Source organism: Chryseobacterium sp. BLS98 (assembly GCF_001045445.1).
In the GTDB taxonomy this organism is placed as follows: Bacteria; Bacteroidota; Bacteroidia; order Flavobacteriales; family Weeksellaceae; genus Chryseobacterium.
In genome coordinates, this window is the sequence record NZ_LFNF01000005.1 from 62,018 (window position 1) to 79,202 (window position 17,185).

The window sequence follows — 17,185 nt, forward strand, 5'->3', positions numbered from 1 at the left end:
TCATTGATATAAGCAGATTCACTAATAATCAATATCTATAAGTGTTTCTGCTTATATTTTTTATTTATAAGTAATTATGCTTATATTTGCACAATGATAGCGGTCATCACCGGTGATATTATAAATTCACAGCATGCAGACACAGAAGTTTGGATCACCAGACTCAAGAATCTCCTGGAAAACTGGGGAAGTTCACCGCTCGCATGGGAAATCTACAGAGGGGACGAGTTTCAGCTCAAATGCAGTATAGATGAAGTATTCTGGCGTTTCCTAGCCATTAAGTCCCTTATAAGAAGTCAGGAAAATTTAGATGTAAGAATTGCCATAGGCATTGGGGAAGAAAATTTTTCATCTGAAAAAATTACCGAATCCAACGGAACAGCTTACGTGCATTCCGGAAGACTATTGAATGACTTAAAAAGTGACGGCCACACCGTTTCGATAAAAACCTCAAATGAAGCTGTAGACCGGGATTTAAATATCCTTCTGAAATGGTCATCAAAGGATTTTGACAGCTGGACGGTAGCTACGGCAGAAATTATCCATGAAATGATCATGAATCAGGATATCACACAGGAAGATCTTGCTAAGAAATTTGCTATTTCACAGTCCTCGGTAAGCCAGAGACTGAAACGCGCCAACTACGACCTTATCGTAGAAACCAACCAGTATTTTAAAAAGAAAATCTCAGAACTGTAAGCATGATCTTTATTAAACTCATATTGGCACATTTACTCGGAGATTTTATTCTTCAGCCAAATTCCTGGGTTGCAGATAAGGAACGCCGTAAACTGAAAAGCCCGTATTTGTATCTTCATGTTCTGATTCATACTGTTTTAAGCTTTATTTTTCTTTGGAACACAGATCTGTGGTGGGTTGCACTGCTTGTTGGAGGCACCCATCTTATTATTGATGCTTCAAAACTGATCTTCCAGACCGTAAAAAATAAAAAAAGATGGTTTTTTATTGATCAGCTGTTGCATATCCTTGTGATTGCCGGAATTTCATTCTATTATAAGGAATTCAGTTTGGAATTTCTGCAAAACCAGGAAGTTTTAAAAATAGTAATGGCTGCATTATTCCTTACGACGCCGGCTTCAATTTTCATCAAAATATTATTGTCTTCATGGACTCCCGTTCCGGAGACTCAAAGCAGTTTACAGACCGAATCTCTATCGAGTGCCGGAAAATATATCGGGATTTTGGAACGCCTTCTTGTTTTCACTTTTATTATGGTGAATCACTGGGAAGGGGTTGGTTTTATGGTGGCTGCCAAATCGGTTTTCAGATTCAGCGATCTGGCACAGGCCAAACAGCGCAAACTGACGGAATACGTACTGATCGGTACGCTCCTGAGTTTCGGATTGGCTGTTTTAACGGGAATTTTAATTAAGTAATTATAAAATAAATCTAACTAATACGAATTTAGAAATGGAAAAGAAAGAAATGTTGTACGAAGGTAAGGCAAAACAGGTATTTGCTACTGATAATCCTAATGAAGTGGTGGTACGTTTTAAAGACGACGCTACAGCATTTAATGCTCAGAAAAGAGGATCTGTTGATTTGAAAGGTGAAATGAACAACGCCATCACCACTCTTATTTTTGAATATTTAAATGAAAAAGGGATTAAAACTCATTTCATTAAACAATTGAACGAAAGAGAGCAATTGGTAAAAAAAGTATCTATCATTCCATTGGAAATGGTTGTGAGAAACTATTCTGCGGGAAGTATGGCTCAAAGATTGGGAGTGGAAGAAGGAATTAAATCTCCGGTTACCATTTTCGATATCTGCTACAAAAAAGACGAATTGGGAGATCCGCTTATCAATGATCACCATGCTGTTTTCTTAGGAGCAGCGACTTATGAGGAGCTTGATGAAATGTATGAACTTACCTCTGATATCAACGAAATTCTTATCGATCTTTTTGATAAAATGAATATCATCCTTGTTGATTTCAAAATTGAATTAGGAAAAACTTCTGACGGTGAAATTATCCTTGCCGACGAAATTTCTCCGGATACTTGCAGACTTTGGGACAAAGATACCATGAAAAAGCTGGATAAAGACAGATTCAGAAGAGACCTAGGAGAAGTTACTGAAGCGTATGTGGAAATCTACAATCGTCTTAAAACGCTTCTTCATAAATAAGATTTTAGATAAAAATTAGATGTTAAGTTTTTATATTTAACATAATATTTAATTTTTCATCTAATTTATACATCTATCAAAATAAAATCTAGATTAGAAAAAATAGAAATGAAAAGTTTAGACATTCATAAAAGTGAATATTTAAAACAATTTGAAACTCAAACCTACGGAAGAAATCTTTTCAGAACACAGGAAGAAGAGAGGCTGGACGCTCCCAATGAAGAGTGCGGTATCTTCGGAATGTACTCTGATGATGATCTGGATACGTTTTCTCTTTCACAGTTCGGGCTTTTTGCATTACAGCACAGAGGCCAGGAAGCATGTGGTATTTCTGTTTTAAAGGACGGGAAAATCACCAATATGAAAGATGAAGGTTTGGTTTTGGATGTTTATAAAGAGATTCAGGATCCTGAAGCTTTTATGGGAAATTCTGCAATCGGGCATACCCGTTATACCACTGCAGGAGACAAAAAGAAGTATAATTTTCAGCCATTTTTCGCGAAAAACGAATATGACCAGATTATTCTTTCTATAGCGCATAACGGTAACCTTACCAATGCAAAAGAATTAAAAGCTGAACTGGAAGCTGAAGGCGTTGTTTTCAGAGCAACTTCCGATTCTGAGGTTATTTTAAGATTAATTCAAAAAAATCTTGATTTGGGACTTCGCGGGGCCATTAAGGCAACCATGGAGAAAATAGAAGGTGCTTATTCCGTAGTGGGAATGACGAGAAATAAATTCTTTGCATTCAGAGATTTCAACGGAATCAGACCTTTGGTTTTAGGAGCAATCAACGAAAATTCTTACGTGGTGGCTTCTGAATCTGTTGCCCTTGATGCTGTAGGAGCTCAATACGTTCGCGATATTCTTCCGGGAGAGATCATTTACACCAACGAAAATGAACCTGGAAAACTTCATTCCTATATGGTAAATGAAGAAAAAGGAAAGCAGAGAATCTGCTCTTTCGAATACATCTATTTTGCAAGACCGGATTCAACCTTAGAAAACATCAATGTATACGAGATCAGGGAGAAATCCGGTGAAAAAATCTGGGAACAGGCTCCTGTAGATGCCGATGTGGTCATTGGTGTTCCTGATTCGGGAGTTCCGGCTGCCATAGGCTTCTCTAAGGCTTCAGGAATACCTTTCCGACCGGTTCTGATCAAAAACAGGTATATTGGAAGAAGCTTCATTGTTCCTACACAGGAAATGAGAGAAAGAGTAGTGAACCTTAAGCTTAACCCGATTATTTCCGAGATCAAAGACAAAAGAGTAGTGATCATCGACGATTCTATCGTAAGAGGAACCACTTCCAAAAGACTGGTAAAAATCCTGAAAGATGCGGGAGTAAAAGAAATCCATTTCAGAAGTGTTTCTCCACCTATTATTGCGCCATGCTACTTAGGTATTGATACACCTTCCAAGGATGACCTTATTTCGGCAAATATGACGACGGAACAGCTTAGAGATTACCTAGGGGTAGATTCACTGGAATTTTTAAGCACAGACAACCTGAAAGAAATTTTAGGATCTTCCAACCACTGCTTCGGATGTTTTACAGAAGAATATCCTGTAGAAAAAGGAGAGGAGATAGAATTGTTCAATTAATTCCATCAATTTGAAATAAATGAAGAGCCGGACATATGATCCGGCTCTTTTGTTTTATAAAGTTGGACTTAAACGAGAAAGGAAGCCTGAAGTTTGAAGAGGGAAGTTATTGAGGCCTTAAATTTCAAGATAATCTTATCCATGAAAGCTGATTCATAAGTAACTAACCGTCCAATAGCATCTTCTATCCTCCCTCTTCCAGCTTCACACTTATCATAAATATATCAAAAGCTTAACATTCCTGTATCACACAATAGAAGAGCAAATTTTAATTTTGCCACAATATAATTTCAGGATATGAAAAAAGTTTTTTTAACAGGTATTTTTCTGGCGCTTGCCCAATTATATTTCTCCCAGTCTTTTGATAAGCAGGCGCACCGCGGAGGAAAATCTTTATACCCGGAAAATACGGTTCCGGCCATGAAGAATGCTTTAAAAATGAATGTTACAACACTGGAAATGGATCTGGCAATCACAAAGGACAAAAAAGTGATTCTTTCTCATGATGCTTTTCTTTCTCCTGAACTGGTAACAAAGCCGGATGGAACTTATATTCCGAAAGATTCAGGATTCTATTATAAGATTTATGACATGCCTTATGCCAAGATCCGGACATTTGACGTAGGTTTAAAGAAGCTTAATAATTATCCTGACCAAAAGAAGATGAAGGTACAGAAACCTCTCTTCTCAGAAGTAATAGATGCATGTGAAGCTTATGCCCGTGAGTTAAAAAGACCTTTGCCTTTTTATAATATAGAAACAAAAACACGTCCGTTTTCAGATCATATATTTCATCCGGAACCAAAAGAGTTTGTAGATCTGATGATGAAAATTATTATTGAAAAAGGAATTCAGGACCGCGTAATTATCCAGTCGTTTGATCCCAGAACATTGGAAATTGTTCATAAAGAGTATCCACAGATAATGACTGCTTTACTGGTAGAAAAGGTGGATGATAAAAAGCTTGCCCAGCAGCGGAACCATTTCGAAAATATACCTGCAGAGAAATTCAGGCAATACCCTGATCATCTGAATGGTGTTGCAGGAGATTTAAAGTTCCTGGGCTTTACCCCGACTATTTACAGCCCGGACCATATATTGGTTACTCCGGAACTTGTAAAAGAATGTCATGCATTGGGAATGAAAGTTATACCATGGACAGTCAATACCAAAGAAGAATTAAAAGAATTAAAGAATATAGGGATAGATGGTGTCATCAGTGATGATCCGCGAATATTTGAATAATACTATCCTTGGTAAATATAAATAGCCGGAAGATATTCTTCCGGCTATTTTATACCTTGCAGTAATCTGCATTTCGGTTAAAAAATTGGTAGGTATTTATTAGAATTTATAATTCAGGCCTAATTGAAACGTTCTGTGGTTAAGAGGATTAGTACCTTCAGGCTTATGATTTCTCATATCAGTAAGACTGTTGATATATCTTGCGTTGATACCGATGTTATCAGTGATATCATATCCAAGACCTAAACCAAGACCTAAATTAAACTTGTTAATATCGTCCTTATTGATGTCCTCAGAATTAGTTACAGACTGAGTGGTTGTAACTCCTCCTGTCGTTGTAGAAATAGTGCTGTTTCCTGAGTTTTTCCCGTTAATGAAATAACTGAATTCAGGTCCTGCTTCTACATAAAATCTTTCTGTAGGTCTCATCTGCACCATTAAAGGAACAGAAATATAGTTCATGGTTGTTTTGTAATCGCTTTTAGTCTTAATGTTCGTATCACCAGTGGTTACATCCGTAGAGGAAATTACATTTCTTGCCCCTAATTGGTTATATAAAACCTCTGGTTGTAAGCTGAATTTCTGAGAAAGTGGAATATTAACTAAAACCCCTGCATGAAATCCGATTTTCTGGTTATTAAGGCTTAATTTCTGCTCACTGAAATAAGAAGAGTTTCCTCCTGCCTTAATACCAAATCTGATAGGTTGTTTTTCTTTTTTAACGGGTTCCGGGTTTACTGTTTTTGTTTCTTGTGTTTCCTGAGCAAATGTCATCATGCCAGCAGCAACTGCTAACCCTAGAAATAACTTCTTCATAATTTTATTTTTTAATTTTACTATTTTTACTTCTCATCCGATTTTTCAATCAGACTTGATTTATTTTGCAAAATGCTTGCCAAACTCTGAAAACCCTTACTACAAGGGGTTTTATGGTGTTTTTTAGTATTGTCTTAATAGTACTTTTAACTGTTTTTTATGAAAAATTATATTATGAAAATCTGATTTTTAACTATGATTTTTAACTAAATTGATTTTATGTTGACAATTTAATAGAGGTGAAATCAGATGGAAAAGAAGATAAATAATTTGAAATTTGAAAGAGTATGTTCTTATTTGTCAGGAAACAGTTACTGTAATTTCAGATTCCTTACTGCGAATTATTTCTTTTATTAAGTCACCCATTAGCTCTAAAAATATACTACATCCAGCAATGAAAAAGACTTCTATTCTTAGGTTAATAATTGGCTAACCGGAGATATAAAAATGCCGGACTCCTGAGAGCCCGGCATCGTTTTGAAAATATATATTTTATTATTTGAATTTATAAGCTAAACCAATCTGGAATACATTATTTCTGATGGCATCTCCAGGGTTGTCTTTGATGATATCTGTAATACCTGCTGTAAACCTAGCTGTTGCAGCCAGATTTTGAGTGAAATAATATCCTGCTCCAATACCAATTCCAAAATTAAACTTGTTATAAAGCCCCATTGGGATCTTATTGGAATAGGTCTGAGTGCCTGTTGTAGTAGTATTTCCGGAAGTTTCTGTGTAAGTAGACTCTCCCTTGGATTTTCCACCCAGTAAAATCCCGAATTCCGGCCCTGCTTCTACATAAAGCTGAGGAAGAATATTATACTGTACCATTACTGGAAGAGCAATATAATTTAAAGTCAATTTGTAATCGTATTCTTGGGTAAATATCTGATAGCTTGAATAGAATTTATATTTATCTTCTCCTTTTGAACCTATCTGGTTAAAAAGAAGTTCAGGCTGAATGCTGAATTTTTCTGCAACTGGAATATTAGCAAATACACCCGCATTAAATCCTGCCTTTAATTTTGTGTCATTGTCGTATTCCCCGGACGATTTAGTAAGGGTAGAGCCATTAAACCCTGCTTTAACCCCAAAAGTAACAGGTAAAGAAGATTTGGTTTTTTCCTGTGCATTTACCAAAAGGCTCCCTGTTAATGCTAAGCCTAAAATTAGTTTTTTCATGATTATTTAATTTTAATTGATCTTCTCACACTATCAAAATTCCCGCCAAAGGGATTAAAATGACAAAAGTCATATTAAAGGCGAAAAAGTCAGGCTTAAATAAATAAACCTGACTTTTTCTATTGAAATCAATTTATATATGAAGAAATTTTATGCTGTACAACCAGATAAAATCCGGTTTTTCAGCTTACTTCATTACAGGCAAACTCCTTGCCAAAAAGCTGAGATTAATAATAAATACCACAAAAAAACCGAATTAATAAATAATCCGGTTTTCTTATTGAATATAAAAATTTGTTTTCTGAATGTAAAAGCTTATTATTTGAATTTATAAGCTAATCCTACCTGGAATGTATTGTTTCTGATAGCATCACCAGAATTATCTTTGAAAATATCAGTTACCCCAGCTACATATCTTGCAGTAATTCCTAAGTTAGGAGTAAAGTAATATCCTGCACCAAGACCGATACCAAAGTTGAATGTTTGTAATTGATCTTTGTAATTATCAGAAGTGGTAGAATTTCCGTTACTTTCGTTTTTTAATTTGTTTTTAGCACTTACCAAAAACCCGAACTCTGGTCCAGCTTCTACATAAAGGTTTGGAATTAAGTTATACTGGAACATTACCGGTACAGCAATATAATCTAGTTTAGTAGATGTAGAATACTTAGTTCCAAAAATAGTCTGATCTGCTTTTGATCCATACTGAGAGTATAAAACCTCCGGCTGAACACTGAAAGATTCAGCGATTGGAATGTTAGCAAATACACCTGCGTTGAAACCGATTTTAGATTTCTGATCATCTAAACCTTCGTCTTTAGAAAGAGAAGATACGTTCATTCCACCTTTCACACCGAATGTTACCGGGTTAGAAGAAGATGATGGAGTCTGTTGAGCGAAAGCTAGTGAACTTGCAGTTACTGCTAATCCAAAAATTAACTTTTTCATAACTTTAATTTTTTTAATATTTTACTATTTTCTAATTTTAAATTTTACTACTGTCAAACCTTACTACTGAGTTTGACGGAGAGTATCTTTCAAATTGCTTGCCAAAAACAGGAAACATGACAAATGTCAGTAATGAATCAAGTTGATTTTAGAATTAAAATATATTTAAATCATTGACATTCAGTAATTTAAATATTTAATCAAACAATTGTTTAGAAAAAGTCTAAATTATGCACTCCATTAAAATTATACAGAAAAGCTGCGGTTTTAAATAACAATTTACGCATTATTGATATTTCTGTAAAAATCCAGAGACTTTAAAATGTTTTCCTGACTGCATTGGTAATCATAAGTACATGAGCCTATTCCCGTAAGAAGAGAGAAATTAATTTTACTGTCCGTATTTTTTTTGTCATTCAGTAAAAGGGCAGTAATGCTTTCATCTGTAAAATCACTTATATCAAGATAGGGATAGTATCTTTGGATATGATCAATGATACTTGCTGCATCTTCTTTTAGAATAAGGCCTTCAAGATAGGCCAGATGTGCTTCACAGATCATTCCCATGGCTACTGCTTCACCATGAAGAATAGGATTTCCCTGGCTCAGGCACAGGCTTTCTACAGAATGTCCGATAGTATGCCCGAAATTTAAGGTTTTTCTTATATTTTTTTCATGGAAATCTTTTTCCACAACATCCTGCTTGATATCCATTGAAGTCTGAATATGAGGAACTACTGAACTCACATCAAGCTTATGAATCTGAATAAGGCTTTCCCAGTGGGCTTTGTCTGCTATAAGGCCATGTTTCAGCATTTCTGCAAAACCGCTTCGTAATTCTTTAAATGGAAGGGTTTCCAGGAATTTCGGGTAGATAAAGATCTGTTCAGGGAAGGCAAAGGTTCCCACCATATTTTTATAATGCATAAGGTCTATCCCTGTTTTCCCCCCGATGGAAGCGTCACACATGGATAAAAGGGTAGTAGGAATATTGATAAACTGGACTCCTCTTTTATAGGTAGAAGCCACAAATCCGCCCATATCCGTAATAACACCACCACCAAGATTGATCACAAGCGCTTTTCTGTCCGCCTGCATTTCGGTAAGAATCTCCCAAAGCTGGTTGGCAGTCTGGATGTTTTTCATTTCTTCACCAGCCTCAATTTCCAGAATTTCAAAGCCTAAATCTGTTTCCATGTTGCCTAAAAGAACCGGGAGACAATATTCATGGGTGTTTTCATCAACCAAAATAAAGATCTTGCTGAAAGTTTTTTCATGAAGGAAGTTATTTAATTGAGAAAAATCATCGTTTAATATTGTTATCATTATTGGAGTTTCTTTAAATTTAAAATAAAACTATTCTGCAAAGTTATGATTCTTAATTTTTAACTCGTAACTAAATTACTATCTTTGCAGAAATTTTTAGAATGAGCAGAGATAACAATAATTCAGAACGACCAAAAAGACCAAGAACTTCAACAAGAAACAATTCTGATGATTCTCGTGCTTCCAGATCTGGAAATTCTTCAGGATCAAAACCTTTTAAGAAGTCTTTCCCAAAAGCGGGTGAAAGAAATTCTGACCATAAAGGAAGCAATTCCAGGTTTGAACCTAAACCTTTCAAAAAAAGCACAAACGCTGCTGCCGGCAGAGATGAAGAGGCTGCAAAAACTGAAAGCAGGGCATATATCACCAATTCAAGTGAAGGGCGTGAGAGAAAAACCTTTGGGAAACCTGCTCCAAAAAGAGGCGGGAAAAGTTTTGATACCAGAGACAAGTATGAAAGAGGCAGCCTGAAATATGGAAGAAAGCCATCCAGCGGAGATGACAGAAATGATGACAAGGCAAGATCTTTTGTACAGAAAAGAAGATTAAACAAAATTGACAAGGATGTTCATAAAGATACCATCCGTCTTAATAAGTATATTGCCAATTCAGGAATTTGCAGCAGAAGAGAAGCTGACGAGCTGATTACACAAGGATTGGTAGAGGTAAATGGTCAGGTGGTAACCGAAATGGGATACCAGGTTCAGAAAACAGATAAAGTGGTATTTGACGGGCAGGGTATTACTCCGGAAAAACCGGTATATGTCCTTTTGAATAAACCTAAAGGATATATTTCTACCACAAAGGATGATAAAGCAAGAAAAACCGTAATGGACCTGGTGGCCAATGCATCACCATACCGTTTGTTTCCTGTAGGAAGACTCGACCGTTCCACCACAGGGGTTATTCTTTTAACGAATGATGGTCATATGACGAAAAAACTTACCCATCCTTCTTTTGATGCCAAAAAAATCTATCACGTAACATTGGATAAAAAACTTACGCATGAAGACATGAAACTGATTGTGGAAGGGATTCGTCTTGATGAAGGGGTAGCCGTAGTAGACCAGATTTCTTTCATCGAAGGAAAACCGAAAAATGAAATCGGGATCGAAATTCATATCGGATGGAACCGTGTGATCAGAAGAATTTTCCAAAGACTTGGATACGAAGTGGAAGCGCTGGACAGAGTAATGTTTGCAGGTCTTACCAAGAAGAATATCAAGCGTGGACACTGGAGAATCCTTACGGAACTGGAAGTGAATAATCTTAAGATGCTTTAATAAATTTAATTTTTTAATCGCTTAAGAAAGTATAATATAAAAGGCGCAGAAATTTATTTCTGCGCCTTTTTATTTTGAGTATCATTTTCAAATTAAAAATTTCATCAAACACTTTTATAGTTTATCCAAGAACGGTAACTCCTTTCTGGATCAGTTCATAAATAGCGTCTCTGCCATTATCAGGCTTTACATTCACTGCTTTTGTTCCGTTGAAATGAAGACAAGTGATATAACCATTGGCTACAGCATCCTGACATGTGAATTTCACACAGTAATCTAAAGCAAGACCTACTACTTCAACAAGCTGGATGTCGTGATATTTCAAAAAATCATCCAGTCCTGTTTTCATAAAGTGGTTGTTATCCTGAAATCCGCTGTAGCTGTCGATCTCTGTATTTTTCCCTTTCTGAATGATGTGGGTTACCTTATCCCTGTTCAGGTCTTTATGGAACTCTGCCCCGAAAGTTCCCTGGACACAATGATCCGGCCACATAAACTGTGGAACCCCGTTCAGGATGATGCTTTCGCCTACTTTTCTGTTATTATTGCTGGCAAAGCTTTTATGGTCGGCAGGGTGCCAGTCCTGAGTGAGAACGATCTGATCGTATTCATTTTCTTCCATCAGAAGATTAATGTAAGGAATAACCTCATTGGCTTCCGGAACTGCTAATGCGCCGCCTTCACAGAAATCATTCTGTACATCTACGATTATTAACGCTTTTTTCATATTTAGATTTCTCGAATTTTGATAAAATTACTCAAAAAACTCTCCAAAACTGAATTATCGGACAAATCGGCAATAATTTTTTTGACAGAATATAAGATTGAAATCATTAAAACCCGTTTACAGCAATTAGTGTAAGGCTTTACCAGATACAATAGCTTATCTTTGCAGAAAATAAATATTTTTATGTCATTTGAGTCTTTAGGATTATCACACAATATTATTCATTCTGTCAACAAATTAGGCTATCTGAAGCCTTTTCCCATCCAGGAGCAGGCAGTTCCTGTCATTCTGCAGGGAAAAGATCTGATGGGAATTGCTCAGACGGGTTCCGGGAAAACAGCCTGTTTTGTGATGCCTATTTTGGAAAAACTACAGAATTCGGAAGTTAAAAAGGATAGGAATGTTCAGGTTTTAATATTGGTTCCTACCCGTGAATTAGCCATTCAGATTGATGAAGTTTTCAGAGCTTTTACAGAAAATTTAAAACGTGAGATCCGTACAATGGCGGTTTATGGCGGTGTTTCCATCAATCCACAGATGAAAGGAATGTTTGGGGTAGAAGTTCTTATTGCAACGCCCGGCCGTTTATTGGATTTAATTGATCATAATGCATTAAGTATTTCAGGAATTCAGCATTTGGTCATTGACGAGGCAGATAAGATGTTTCAATTAGGCTTTGGTGAAGAAATGAATAAACTTTTCGCTCTAATGCCTGTTGTAAAGCAAACCACTCTGTTTTCAGCGACTTTAAATGATAAGGTGTCCGAAATGAAGGAGCGGTTAGCCATTAATCCTGTAATCATTGAAATTAAAAAAGAAGAAGTTGAGATTGATAATATCGAACAGCTGGCCTACCATGTTTCTCCTGAAAATAAAGGTCCTTTTCTGCGTTATCTGATTAAGGAAAAGAAAGTGGAAAAAGCCCTGATATTTGTTTCATCTACAAGATCAGCAGATAATCTGGTAGAAAAGCTTAAAAAAAATAAAATAAAAGCAGTAGCCATTCACAGCCAGAAGTCGCAGGGTGCCCGAAGAAATAATTTAGAAGAATTTAAAGTAAACGGCGCTCAGATTTTAGTGGCAACGGACTTAATTGGCCGTGGAATTCACATTGAATCTTTACCCTGTGTCATCAATTACGAACTTCCGCGATCACCTTTGGACTATATTCACCGTATCGGAAGAACGGGCCGTGCCAACGAAAAAGGAACGGCTATCAGTATTCTGACGGATGATGAACTGCAGCATTTCAGGGTAATCCAGAAGAAAATGGGTAAAAAGGTAACGCTTCAGAGAACGGAAGACATTAACTTACATGGCTATTAATCAATAAAAAAAGTAATAAGAGCTTCAATTTCAGAATTGAAGCTTTTTCAATTCAATTTCCCGTCTGTAAAACTCTACAATTAATGCTTTCTTCATTTTAAATTCTTGAATTTTTGATAAATTTACAATCCTGATATTTAAAAAACTGTCCAAAAATTAAACCTATTCAAATGAGCGACTTAGAAAAGAAAAAATTTCCTATCGGGGAATACCAACAACCTGATAATATTTGCGATATCAAACTTGATGAATATATTAAAGTCATCAAGAACTTTCCGGAAAAGCTTAAAAACCTGATAGAAGACTTCTCTGATGATCAGCTGGACACCCCTTACAGAGAGGGAGGATGGACGGTGCGGCAACTTGTGAATCATATTGCAGACAGCCATATCAACAGTTTTATTCGTCTTAAACTGGCATTAACGGAGGAAAATCCTACCATAAGACCTTATGACGAAGCCAAATGGGCAGAACTTCAGGACAGTGTCAATATGCCCATAAAACCGGCCATGAGAATGATAAAAGGAACTCATCAAAGATGGGCTGCACTCCTTAAAACACTTACCAATAAACAATTCGAAAGAACTTTTTATCATCCTGAACAAAACCGGAATTACGACCTGAGAAGCTATCTCGCCATGTATGTATGGCATTGTAATCATCATTTTGCTCATATTGAAAATCTGAAGAAAGAAAAGGGGTGGTAAGGAAAAGCCTGCATAATTCAATTTATTTTGAGGAAATTGTTCAAAGAATTTCTCTGCTGACTGAAAGTACTCCTCCAAGATGGGGAAAAATGACGGCTTCACAGATGCTTAAACATTGTGATCTTGTGTTACAGGTGGCTTTAAGACAAGTTGAACTTCCGGAAATAAATATCATTTTCAGGACAATAGGAGTAGTAACTAAAGTGGAAATGCAGATCTTTAATAACGGAATTCCCCCAAACATGCCCACTTTTCAAAAACTAATCGTTAATTTTGAATGTGATTTTGATGAATCAAAAACCAATCTGCTGAATACACTGAATTCTTTCCGGACAGCATCTGAGAATCGTAATCTTCCGGATCGCCACAGGTTATTCGGGAAAATGACTGAAAAAGACTGGGGATTTTTAGAGTACAAACATCTGGATCACCATTTAAAACAATTTAATTTATGAGTTTTTTTGACAAAATATTCGGAGCAAAAGAAAACCCTGAGCGTAAATCTTTCTGGAAAGAACTGGAAACTGAGGAAGATCTGACCAAAGCGATTGAAAGCTCCTATCACCATAAAATTGCTATTTTCAAACATTCAACACGATGCTTCATCAGCAAAACTGTATTGAAAAATTTTGAAAAAGAAATAGATAATTTAGATCATAATGTGGAATTATATTACTTAGATTTGCTTCAACACAGGCTGATTTCAATTAAAATATCTGACAACCTCGGAATCAGGCATGAGAGCCCTCAGCTGATTGTCATAGAAAACGGAAAAGTCATCAACAGCGCTTCGCATGAAGATATATCCACAAGCCAGATTGTATAATGAAGAATATAAACACTTATTTAGCTAAAGTATTGAATGTTCCTATAGAAAAAGTGAACATGTGCAGCTTACACTATGAAGTAAAGAAAATTCCTAAAAATCAGTTTCTTTTACAGTATGGTGAAATCTGCAGGTATATATTCTTTGTAGAAAAAGGACTGCTGAAAATGTATTCCATTGATAAGAACGGAAAAGAACACATCATACAATTTGCGCCGGAAAGCTGGCTTATTTCTGACAGAAGCAGCCTTTATTTTAACGAAAAATCTATTTACTATATAGAAGCGGTGGAAGATACGGAAGTCCTGTTTCTTCATCCCGACTTCTTCAACAAACTGGTAGAACAGTTTCCTAACAGTATTGAAAGAAGTGATTTCCTTTTACAGAAGCACATCAGAAGCCTTCAAAACAGGATCAATTCCTTATTGGGTGAAACGGCAGAAGAAAGGTATATGAAGTTCATCAAGATGTATCCTGATCTTCTTCTGAGAGTCCCGCAATGGATGATTGCCTCTTATCTTGGAATCACTCCGGAAAGCCTGAGCAGGGTAAGAAAAGAACTGGCCCGCAAAAACTTTGTTCCGGACAGATAAGATCAGATCTTTTTGGCGAGATTTCCGACCTGCTGCAGACATAATTTTGTTTCTTCAGTCCAGGGAAGGCCTATGCATAAACGCATACAGTTCTCAAACTGATTCTGGAGGGTAAACATCCTTCCGGGCGCTATACTGATATTCTGTTTGATGGCCAGATCGTAAAGCTCAGTAGTACGGATACCCTTATCAAATTCTATCCAGAGGGAAAGACCTCCCTGCGGGCGGCTTGTTTTTGTGCCTTCAGGAAAATAATCCGCAATAGTCTGTACATAATTTTGATAATTATTCTGCAATGCCCTGCGCATTTGCTGAAGATGCTTTTCATACCTTCCGGATTTTAGGAAATTTGCAACAGCTTCATTAACGATAGAAATGGATGAAGTGGAATGCAGCAGCTTAAGTTTCATGATTTTATCCGTATATTTTCCCGGAGCAATCCATCCTACACGGTATCCCGGGGCCAGAGTTTTCGAAATTGAGCTGCAATACAGTACATTTCCGTCCTTATCAAAAGATTTGCAGCATTTCGGACGGCTGGATCCGAAATAAAGATCTCCATATACATCATCTTCTATCAGGGGAATGTTATTTTCAGAAAGAATTTTCACAATTTCTTTTTTATTCTCATCCGGCATACAGCTTCCCAATGGTGAGTTGAAATTAGGAATCAGCAGGCAAAGATTAATTTGAGGAATTACTTTTCTTAAAGCATCAATTTCAATTCCTGTAGTTGGGTGGGTAGGAAGCTCAAGCACATTCAGCCCCAATCCATGGGCAAGCTGCAGGATACCTGGATAGCATGGGCTTTCAATAGCAATAGTGTCACCCGGTTTTCCTAAAGCCATAAGACAGAAAGAGAGCGCATTCATGCCGCCGTTTGTGGTAACCAAATCATTTTCACTGAGATTACCTCCCCATTGTAATGATCTTACAGCAATCATTCTTCTCAGTTTTAAGTTGCCTTGCAATTCCTCATATTCAGTTCCGCCTTCTTTTAATTCACGGGTGGCATTGATGATCTCTTTTTTTAGTTTGGCCTGTGGCAGAAGATCTCCTGAAGGAATTCCTATAGAGAAAAACGTAATTCCTTTTTTACCCATATTTTCATACACTTTGCTGATCAGTTCATCCGGTTCATCATTATTGGCAATCAGCGAAGGGCGGCTTATTTCGGGAAGAGGAAGTTTCAAAGACATCAGCCTGCTGACAAAATATCCTGACTGGGGTTTGGATTCAATTAAAGATTGAGATTCAAGCTCCAGAAAAACCCGTTTTGCCGTATTCATGCTTACCTGATGTTCCTGACACATCCTTCTTACGGAAGGAAGCCTGTCGCCAGCCTTTAATACACCGTTTCTGATCTGGGAAGCAATACCGGCAGCAATTTCTGTATATATAAATTCTTTACTCATTTTTTTGAACTGTGCTCATGCAAATATACAAAACTGGGACTGTGTTTATTTATTTCTGCTTTCTAATTTTGAATAATTAAAAAATATAAAAATGCTGACTGAAAAAATTTCCAAAGATGAGAATATAAGTGGCTGGATCAACGGCTTTATTGGCGTAGTATTATTTAGTGGTGGATTACCTGCCACCAAATTAGCCGTAATGGAGATGAGCCCGATCTTTGTCACCATAGTGCGTGCTGCTGTTGCAGGAATACTTGCTTTCGTAGTCCTATGGATAGGTAAAGAAAAACGGCCTGCAAAACAGCAGCTCATCCCTTTAATTCTGGTTTCTTTAGGCTGTGTAGTTGGGTTTCCGCTTCTTTCTGCACTGGCACTTCAGTATTTAACTTCGGCCCATTCCATTGTATTCCTGGGAATGCTTCCTCTGGCAACTGCAGTATTCGGAGTCTTTCGGGGTGGAGAAAGGCCTCATCCTATATTTTGGTTCTTTTCGGTAGCAGGAAGTCTTTTAGTGATTGGCTATGCTGTGTCACAGGGTATATCTGCTTCGCCGATCGGCGATATTCTGATGCTGCTTGCAGTGATTTTATGTGGTATGGGATATGCGGAAGGAGCGAAACTGTCTAAAACGCTGGGCGGCTGGCAGGTTATTTCCTGGGCTTTGGTTTTGGCGTTGCCTGTTATGATCCCCTTGTTTTTTATTTACTTTCCGGATCATATTGAAACCGTAAGTTTCCAGGGATGGTTTGGAATGGCTTATATTTCCCTTTTCAGTATGTTCATCGGTTTTATATTCTGGTATAAAGGCCTTGCGCAGGGTGGTATTGCTACTGTAGGGCAGCTACAGCTGTTGCAGCCTTTTTTCGGCCTTGCCCTTGCTGCCTATTTTCTTCATGAGCAGGTAAGCATAGGAATGCTGGTTGTTACTGTTGGAGTTATACTATGCGTTGCGGGAACTAAAAAATTTGCGAAATAATCAAAAATAATAGATTATGATTCAAATCATAATTTTCACAAATTGGAATGGATTAT

The 17,185-nt window shown here is 37.0% G+C and carries 18 protein-coding genes; 12 read left to right on the top strand and 6 right to left on the bottom strand.

Annotation, left to right across the window (positions count from 1 at the left end; genetic code table 11):
- Positions 1 to 93: 93 nt before the first annotated feature.
- The 5 genes from ACM40_RS17520 to ACM40_RS17540 all read left to right on the top strand — a co-directional run bounded on the left by ACM40_RS17520 (position 94) and on the right by ACM40_RS17540 (position 5,004).
- Entirely contained in the window at positions 94 to 699 is a 606-nt protein-coding gene (locus ACM40_RS17520) for a SatD family protein (protein ID WP_048504094.1), read from the top strand.
- A 2-nt stretch (positions 700 to 701) separates the two neighbouring features.
- Positions 702 to 1,397, top strand: coding sequence for a DUF3307 domain-containing protein (locus tag ACM40_RS17525; RefSeq protein WP_048504095.1), 696 nt, complete (start codon positions 702 to 704; stop codon positions 1,395 to 1,397).
- A 34-nt stretch (positions 1,398 to 1,431) separates the two neighbouring features.
- Positions 1,432 to 2,151 carry a phosphoribosylaminoimidazolesuccinocarboxamide synthase gene (gene purC / locus ACM40_RS17530; protein ID WP_048504096.1) on the top strand — a complete coding sequence of 240 codons (720 nt, stop codon included), beginning with the start codon at positions 1,432 to 1,434 and terminating at the stop codon, positions 2,149 to 2,151.
- 108 nt (positions 2,152 to 2,259) lie between these two features.
- A complete protein-coding gene (gene purF / locus ACM40_RS17535) occupies positions 2,260 to 3,759 on the top strand; it encodes an amidophosphoribosyltransferase (protein ID WP_048504097.1) in 1,500 nt (499 codons plus the stop codon).
- Between the two features lie 297 nt (positions 3,760 to 4,056).
- Positions 4,057 to 5,004 carry a glycerophosphodiester phosphodiesterase family protein gene (locus tag ACM40_RS17540; protein ID WP_048504098.1) on the top strand — a complete coding sequence of 316 codons (948 nt, stop codon included), beginning with the start codon at positions 4,057 to 4,059 and terminating at the stop codon, positions 5,002 to 5,004.
- Positions 5,005 to 5,103: 99 nt separating this feature from the next.
- Here the strand turns inward: ACM40_RS17540 and ACM40_RS17545 are convergent, their stop codons facing one another.
- From ACM40_RS17545 to aroB, 4 genes are all read right to left on the bottom strand, one after another.
- Positions 5,104 to 5,820, bottom strand: coding sequence for a porin family protein (locus ACM40_RS17545; RefSeq protein ID WP_048504099.1), 717 nt, complete (start codon positions 5,818 to 5,820; stop codon positions 5,104 to 5,106).
- A 495-nt stretch (positions 5,821 to 6,315) separates the two neighbouring features.
- Complete coding sequence (locus ACM40_RS17550; RefSeq protein ID WP_048504100.1) at positions 6,316 to 7,002, bottom strand: porin family protein; 687 nt, start codon at positions 7,000 to 7,002, stop codon at positions 6,316 to 6,318.
- Between the two features lie 318 nt (positions 7,003 to 7,320).
- Positions 7,321 to 7,950, bottom strand: coding sequence for a porin family protein (locus ACM40_RS17560; protein ID WP_048504102.1), 630 nt, complete (start codon positions 7,948 to 7,950; stop codon positions 7,321 to 7,323).
- Between the two features lie 279 nt (positions 7,951 to 8,229).
- Entirely contained in the window at positions 8,230 to 9,276 is a 1,047-nt protein-coding gene (aroB, locus tag ACM40_RS17565) for a 3-dehydroquinate synthase (protein WP_048504103.1), read from the bottom strand.
- Positions 9,277 to 9,377: 101 nt separating this feature from the next.
- Here aroB and ACM40_RS17570 point away from each other — a divergent pair, with 101 nt between their 5' ends.
- Positions 9,378 to 10,559, top strand: a complete 1,182-nt coding sequence (locus tag ACM40_RS17570) for a pseudouridine synthase (RefSeq protein WP_228376209.1) — start codon at positions 9,378 to 9,380, stop codon at positions 10,557 to 10,559.
- Positions 10,560 to 10,680: 121 nt separating this feature from the next.
- Here ACM40_RS17570 and pncA read toward each other — a convergent pair whose 3' ends face one another.
- Positions 10,681 to 11,286 (bottom strand): bifunctional nicotinamidase/pyrazinamidase, encoded by a 606-nt coding sequence (gene pncA, locus ACM40_RS17575; protein ID WP_048504104.1) that lies wholly within the window; start codon positions 11,284 to 11,286, stop codon positions 10,681 to 10,683.
- 183 nt (positions 11,287 to 11,469) lie between these two features.
- On the opposite strand from pncA, the gene ACM40_RS17580 reads away from it, so the two are divergent.
- From ACM40_RS17580 to ACM40_RS17600, 5 genes are all read left to right on the top strand, one after another.
- Positions 11,470 to 12,612: a DEAD/DEAH box helicase gene (locus ACM40_RS17580; protein WP_048504105.1), complete on the top strand. Its 1,143-nt coding sequence runs from the start codon at positions 11,470 to 11,472 to the stop codon at positions 12,610 to 12,612.
- 170 nt (positions 12,613 to 12,782) lie between these two features.
- Positions 12,783 to 13,319: a YfiT family bacillithiol transferase gene (locus ACM40_RS17585; protein ID WP_048504106.1), complete on the top strand. Its 537-nt coding sequence runs from the start codon at positions 12,783 to 12,785 to the stop codon at positions 13,317 to 13,319.
- On the top strand, positions 13,313 to 13,774 hold the full coding sequence (locus ACM40_RS17590; protein ID WP_228376210.1) for a DUF1569 domain-containing protein: 462 nt from the start codon (positions 13,313 to 13,315) through the stop codon (positions 13,772 to 13,774). The genes ACM40_RS17585 and ACM40_RS17590 overlap by 7 nt, the downstream gene beginning before the upstream one ends.
- On the top strand, positions 13,771 to 14,145 hold the full coding sequence (gene ytxJ / locus ACM40_RS17595; RefSeq protein WP_048504107.1) for a bacillithiol system redox-active protein YtxJ: 375 nt from the start codon (positions 13,771 to 13,773) through the stop codon (positions 14,143 to 14,145). The genes ACM40_RS17590 and ytxJ overlap by 4 nt, the downstream gene beginning before the upstream one ends.
- Complete coding sequence (locus ACM40_RS17600) at positions 14,145 to 14,738, top strand: Crp/Fnr family transcriptional regulator (protein WP_048504108.1); 594 nt, start codon at positions 14,145 to 14,147, stop codon at positions 14,736 to 14,738. Before ytxJ ends, ACM40_RS17600 begins: the two co-directional genes overlap by 1 nt.
- A gap of 2 nt (positions 14,739 to 14,740) precedes the next feature.
- On the opposite strand, the gene ACM40_RS17605 is transcribed toward ACM40_RS17600, so the two are convergent.
- Positions 14,741 to 16,153, bottom strand: coding sequence for a PLP-dependent aminotransferase family protein (locus tag ACM40_RS17605; RefSeq protein ID WP_048504109.1), 1,413 nt, complete (start codon positions 16,151 to 16,153; stop codon positions 14,741 to 14,743).
- A 91-nt stretch (positions 16,154 to 16,244) separates the two neighbouring features.
- On the opposite strand from ACM40_RS17605, the gene ACM40_RS17610 reads away from it, so the two are divergent.
- Positions 16,245 to 17,129, top strand: coding sequence for a DMT family transporter (locus tag ACM40_RS17610; protein WP_048504110.1), 885 nt, complete (start codon positions 16,245 to 16,247; stop codon positions 17,127 to 17,129).
- Positions 17,130 to 17,185 lie beyond the last annotated feature (56 nt).

Coding starts and splice junctions, on each gene's coding strand:
- pncA (WP_048504104.1), bottom strand. CDS start 11,286: ATGAAAAAAGCGTTAATAATCGTAGATGTACAGAATGATTTCTGTGAA.
- ACM40_RS17520 (WP_048504094.1), top strand. CDS start 94: ATGATAGCGGTCATCACCGGTGATATTATAAATTCACAGCATGCAGAC.
- aroB (WP_048504103.1), bottom strand. CDS start 9,276: ATGATAACAATATTAAACGATGATTTTTCTCAATTAAATAACTTCCTT.
- ACM40_RS17610 (WP_048504110.1), top strand. CDS start 16,245: ATGCTGACTGAAAAAATTTCCAAAGATGAGAATATAAGTGGCTGGATC.
- ACM40_RS17540 (WP_048504098.1), top strand. CDS start 4,057: ATGAAAAAAGTTTTTTTAACAGGTATTTTTCTGGCGCTTGCCCAATTA.
- purC (WP_048504096.1), top strand. CDS start 1,432: ATGGAAAAGAAAGAAATGTTGTACGAAGGTAAGGCAAAACAGGTATTT.
- ACM40_RS17580 (WP_048504105.1), top strand. CDS start 11,470: ATGTCATTTGAGTCTTTAGGATTATCACACAATATTATTCATTCTGTC.
- ACM40_RS17570 (WP_228376209.1), top strand. CDS start 9,378: ATGAGCAGAGATAACAATAATTCAGAACGACCAAAAAGACCAAGAACT.
- ACM40_RS17525 (WP_048504095.1), top strand. CDS start 702: ATGATCTTTATTAAACTCATATTGGCACATTTACTCGGAGATTTTATT.
- ACM40_RS17560 (WP_048504102.1), bottom strand. CDS start 7,950: ATGAAAAAGTTAATTTTTGGATTAGCAGTAACTGCAAGTTCACTAGCT.
- ACM40_RS17605 (WP_048504109.1), bottom strand. CDS start 16,153: ATGAGTAAAGAATTTATATATACAGAAATTGCTGCCGGTATTGCTTCC.
- purF (WP_048504097.1), top strand. CDS start 2,260: ATGAAAAGTTTAGACATTCATAAAAGTGAATATTTAAAACAATTTGAA.
- ACM40_RS17600 (WP_048504108.1), top strand. CDS start 14,145: ATGAAGAATATAAACACTTATTTAGCTAAAGTATTGAATGTTCCTATA.
- ACM40_RS17585 (WP_048504106.1), top strand. CDS start 12,783: ATGAGCGACTTAGAAAAGAAAAAATTTCCTATCGGGGAATACCAACAA.
- ACM40_RS17545 (WP_048504099.1), bottom strand. CDS start 5,820: ATGAAGAAGTTATTTCTAGGGTTAGCAGTTGCTGCTGGCATGATGACA.
- ytxJ (WP_048504107.1), top strand. CDS start 13,771: ATGAGTTTTTTTGACAAAATATTCGGAGCAAAAGAAAACCCTGAGCGT.
- ACM40_RS17550 (WP_048504100.1), bottom strand. CDS start 7,002: ATGAAAAAACTAATTTTAGGCTTAGCATTAACAGGGAGCCTTTTGGTA.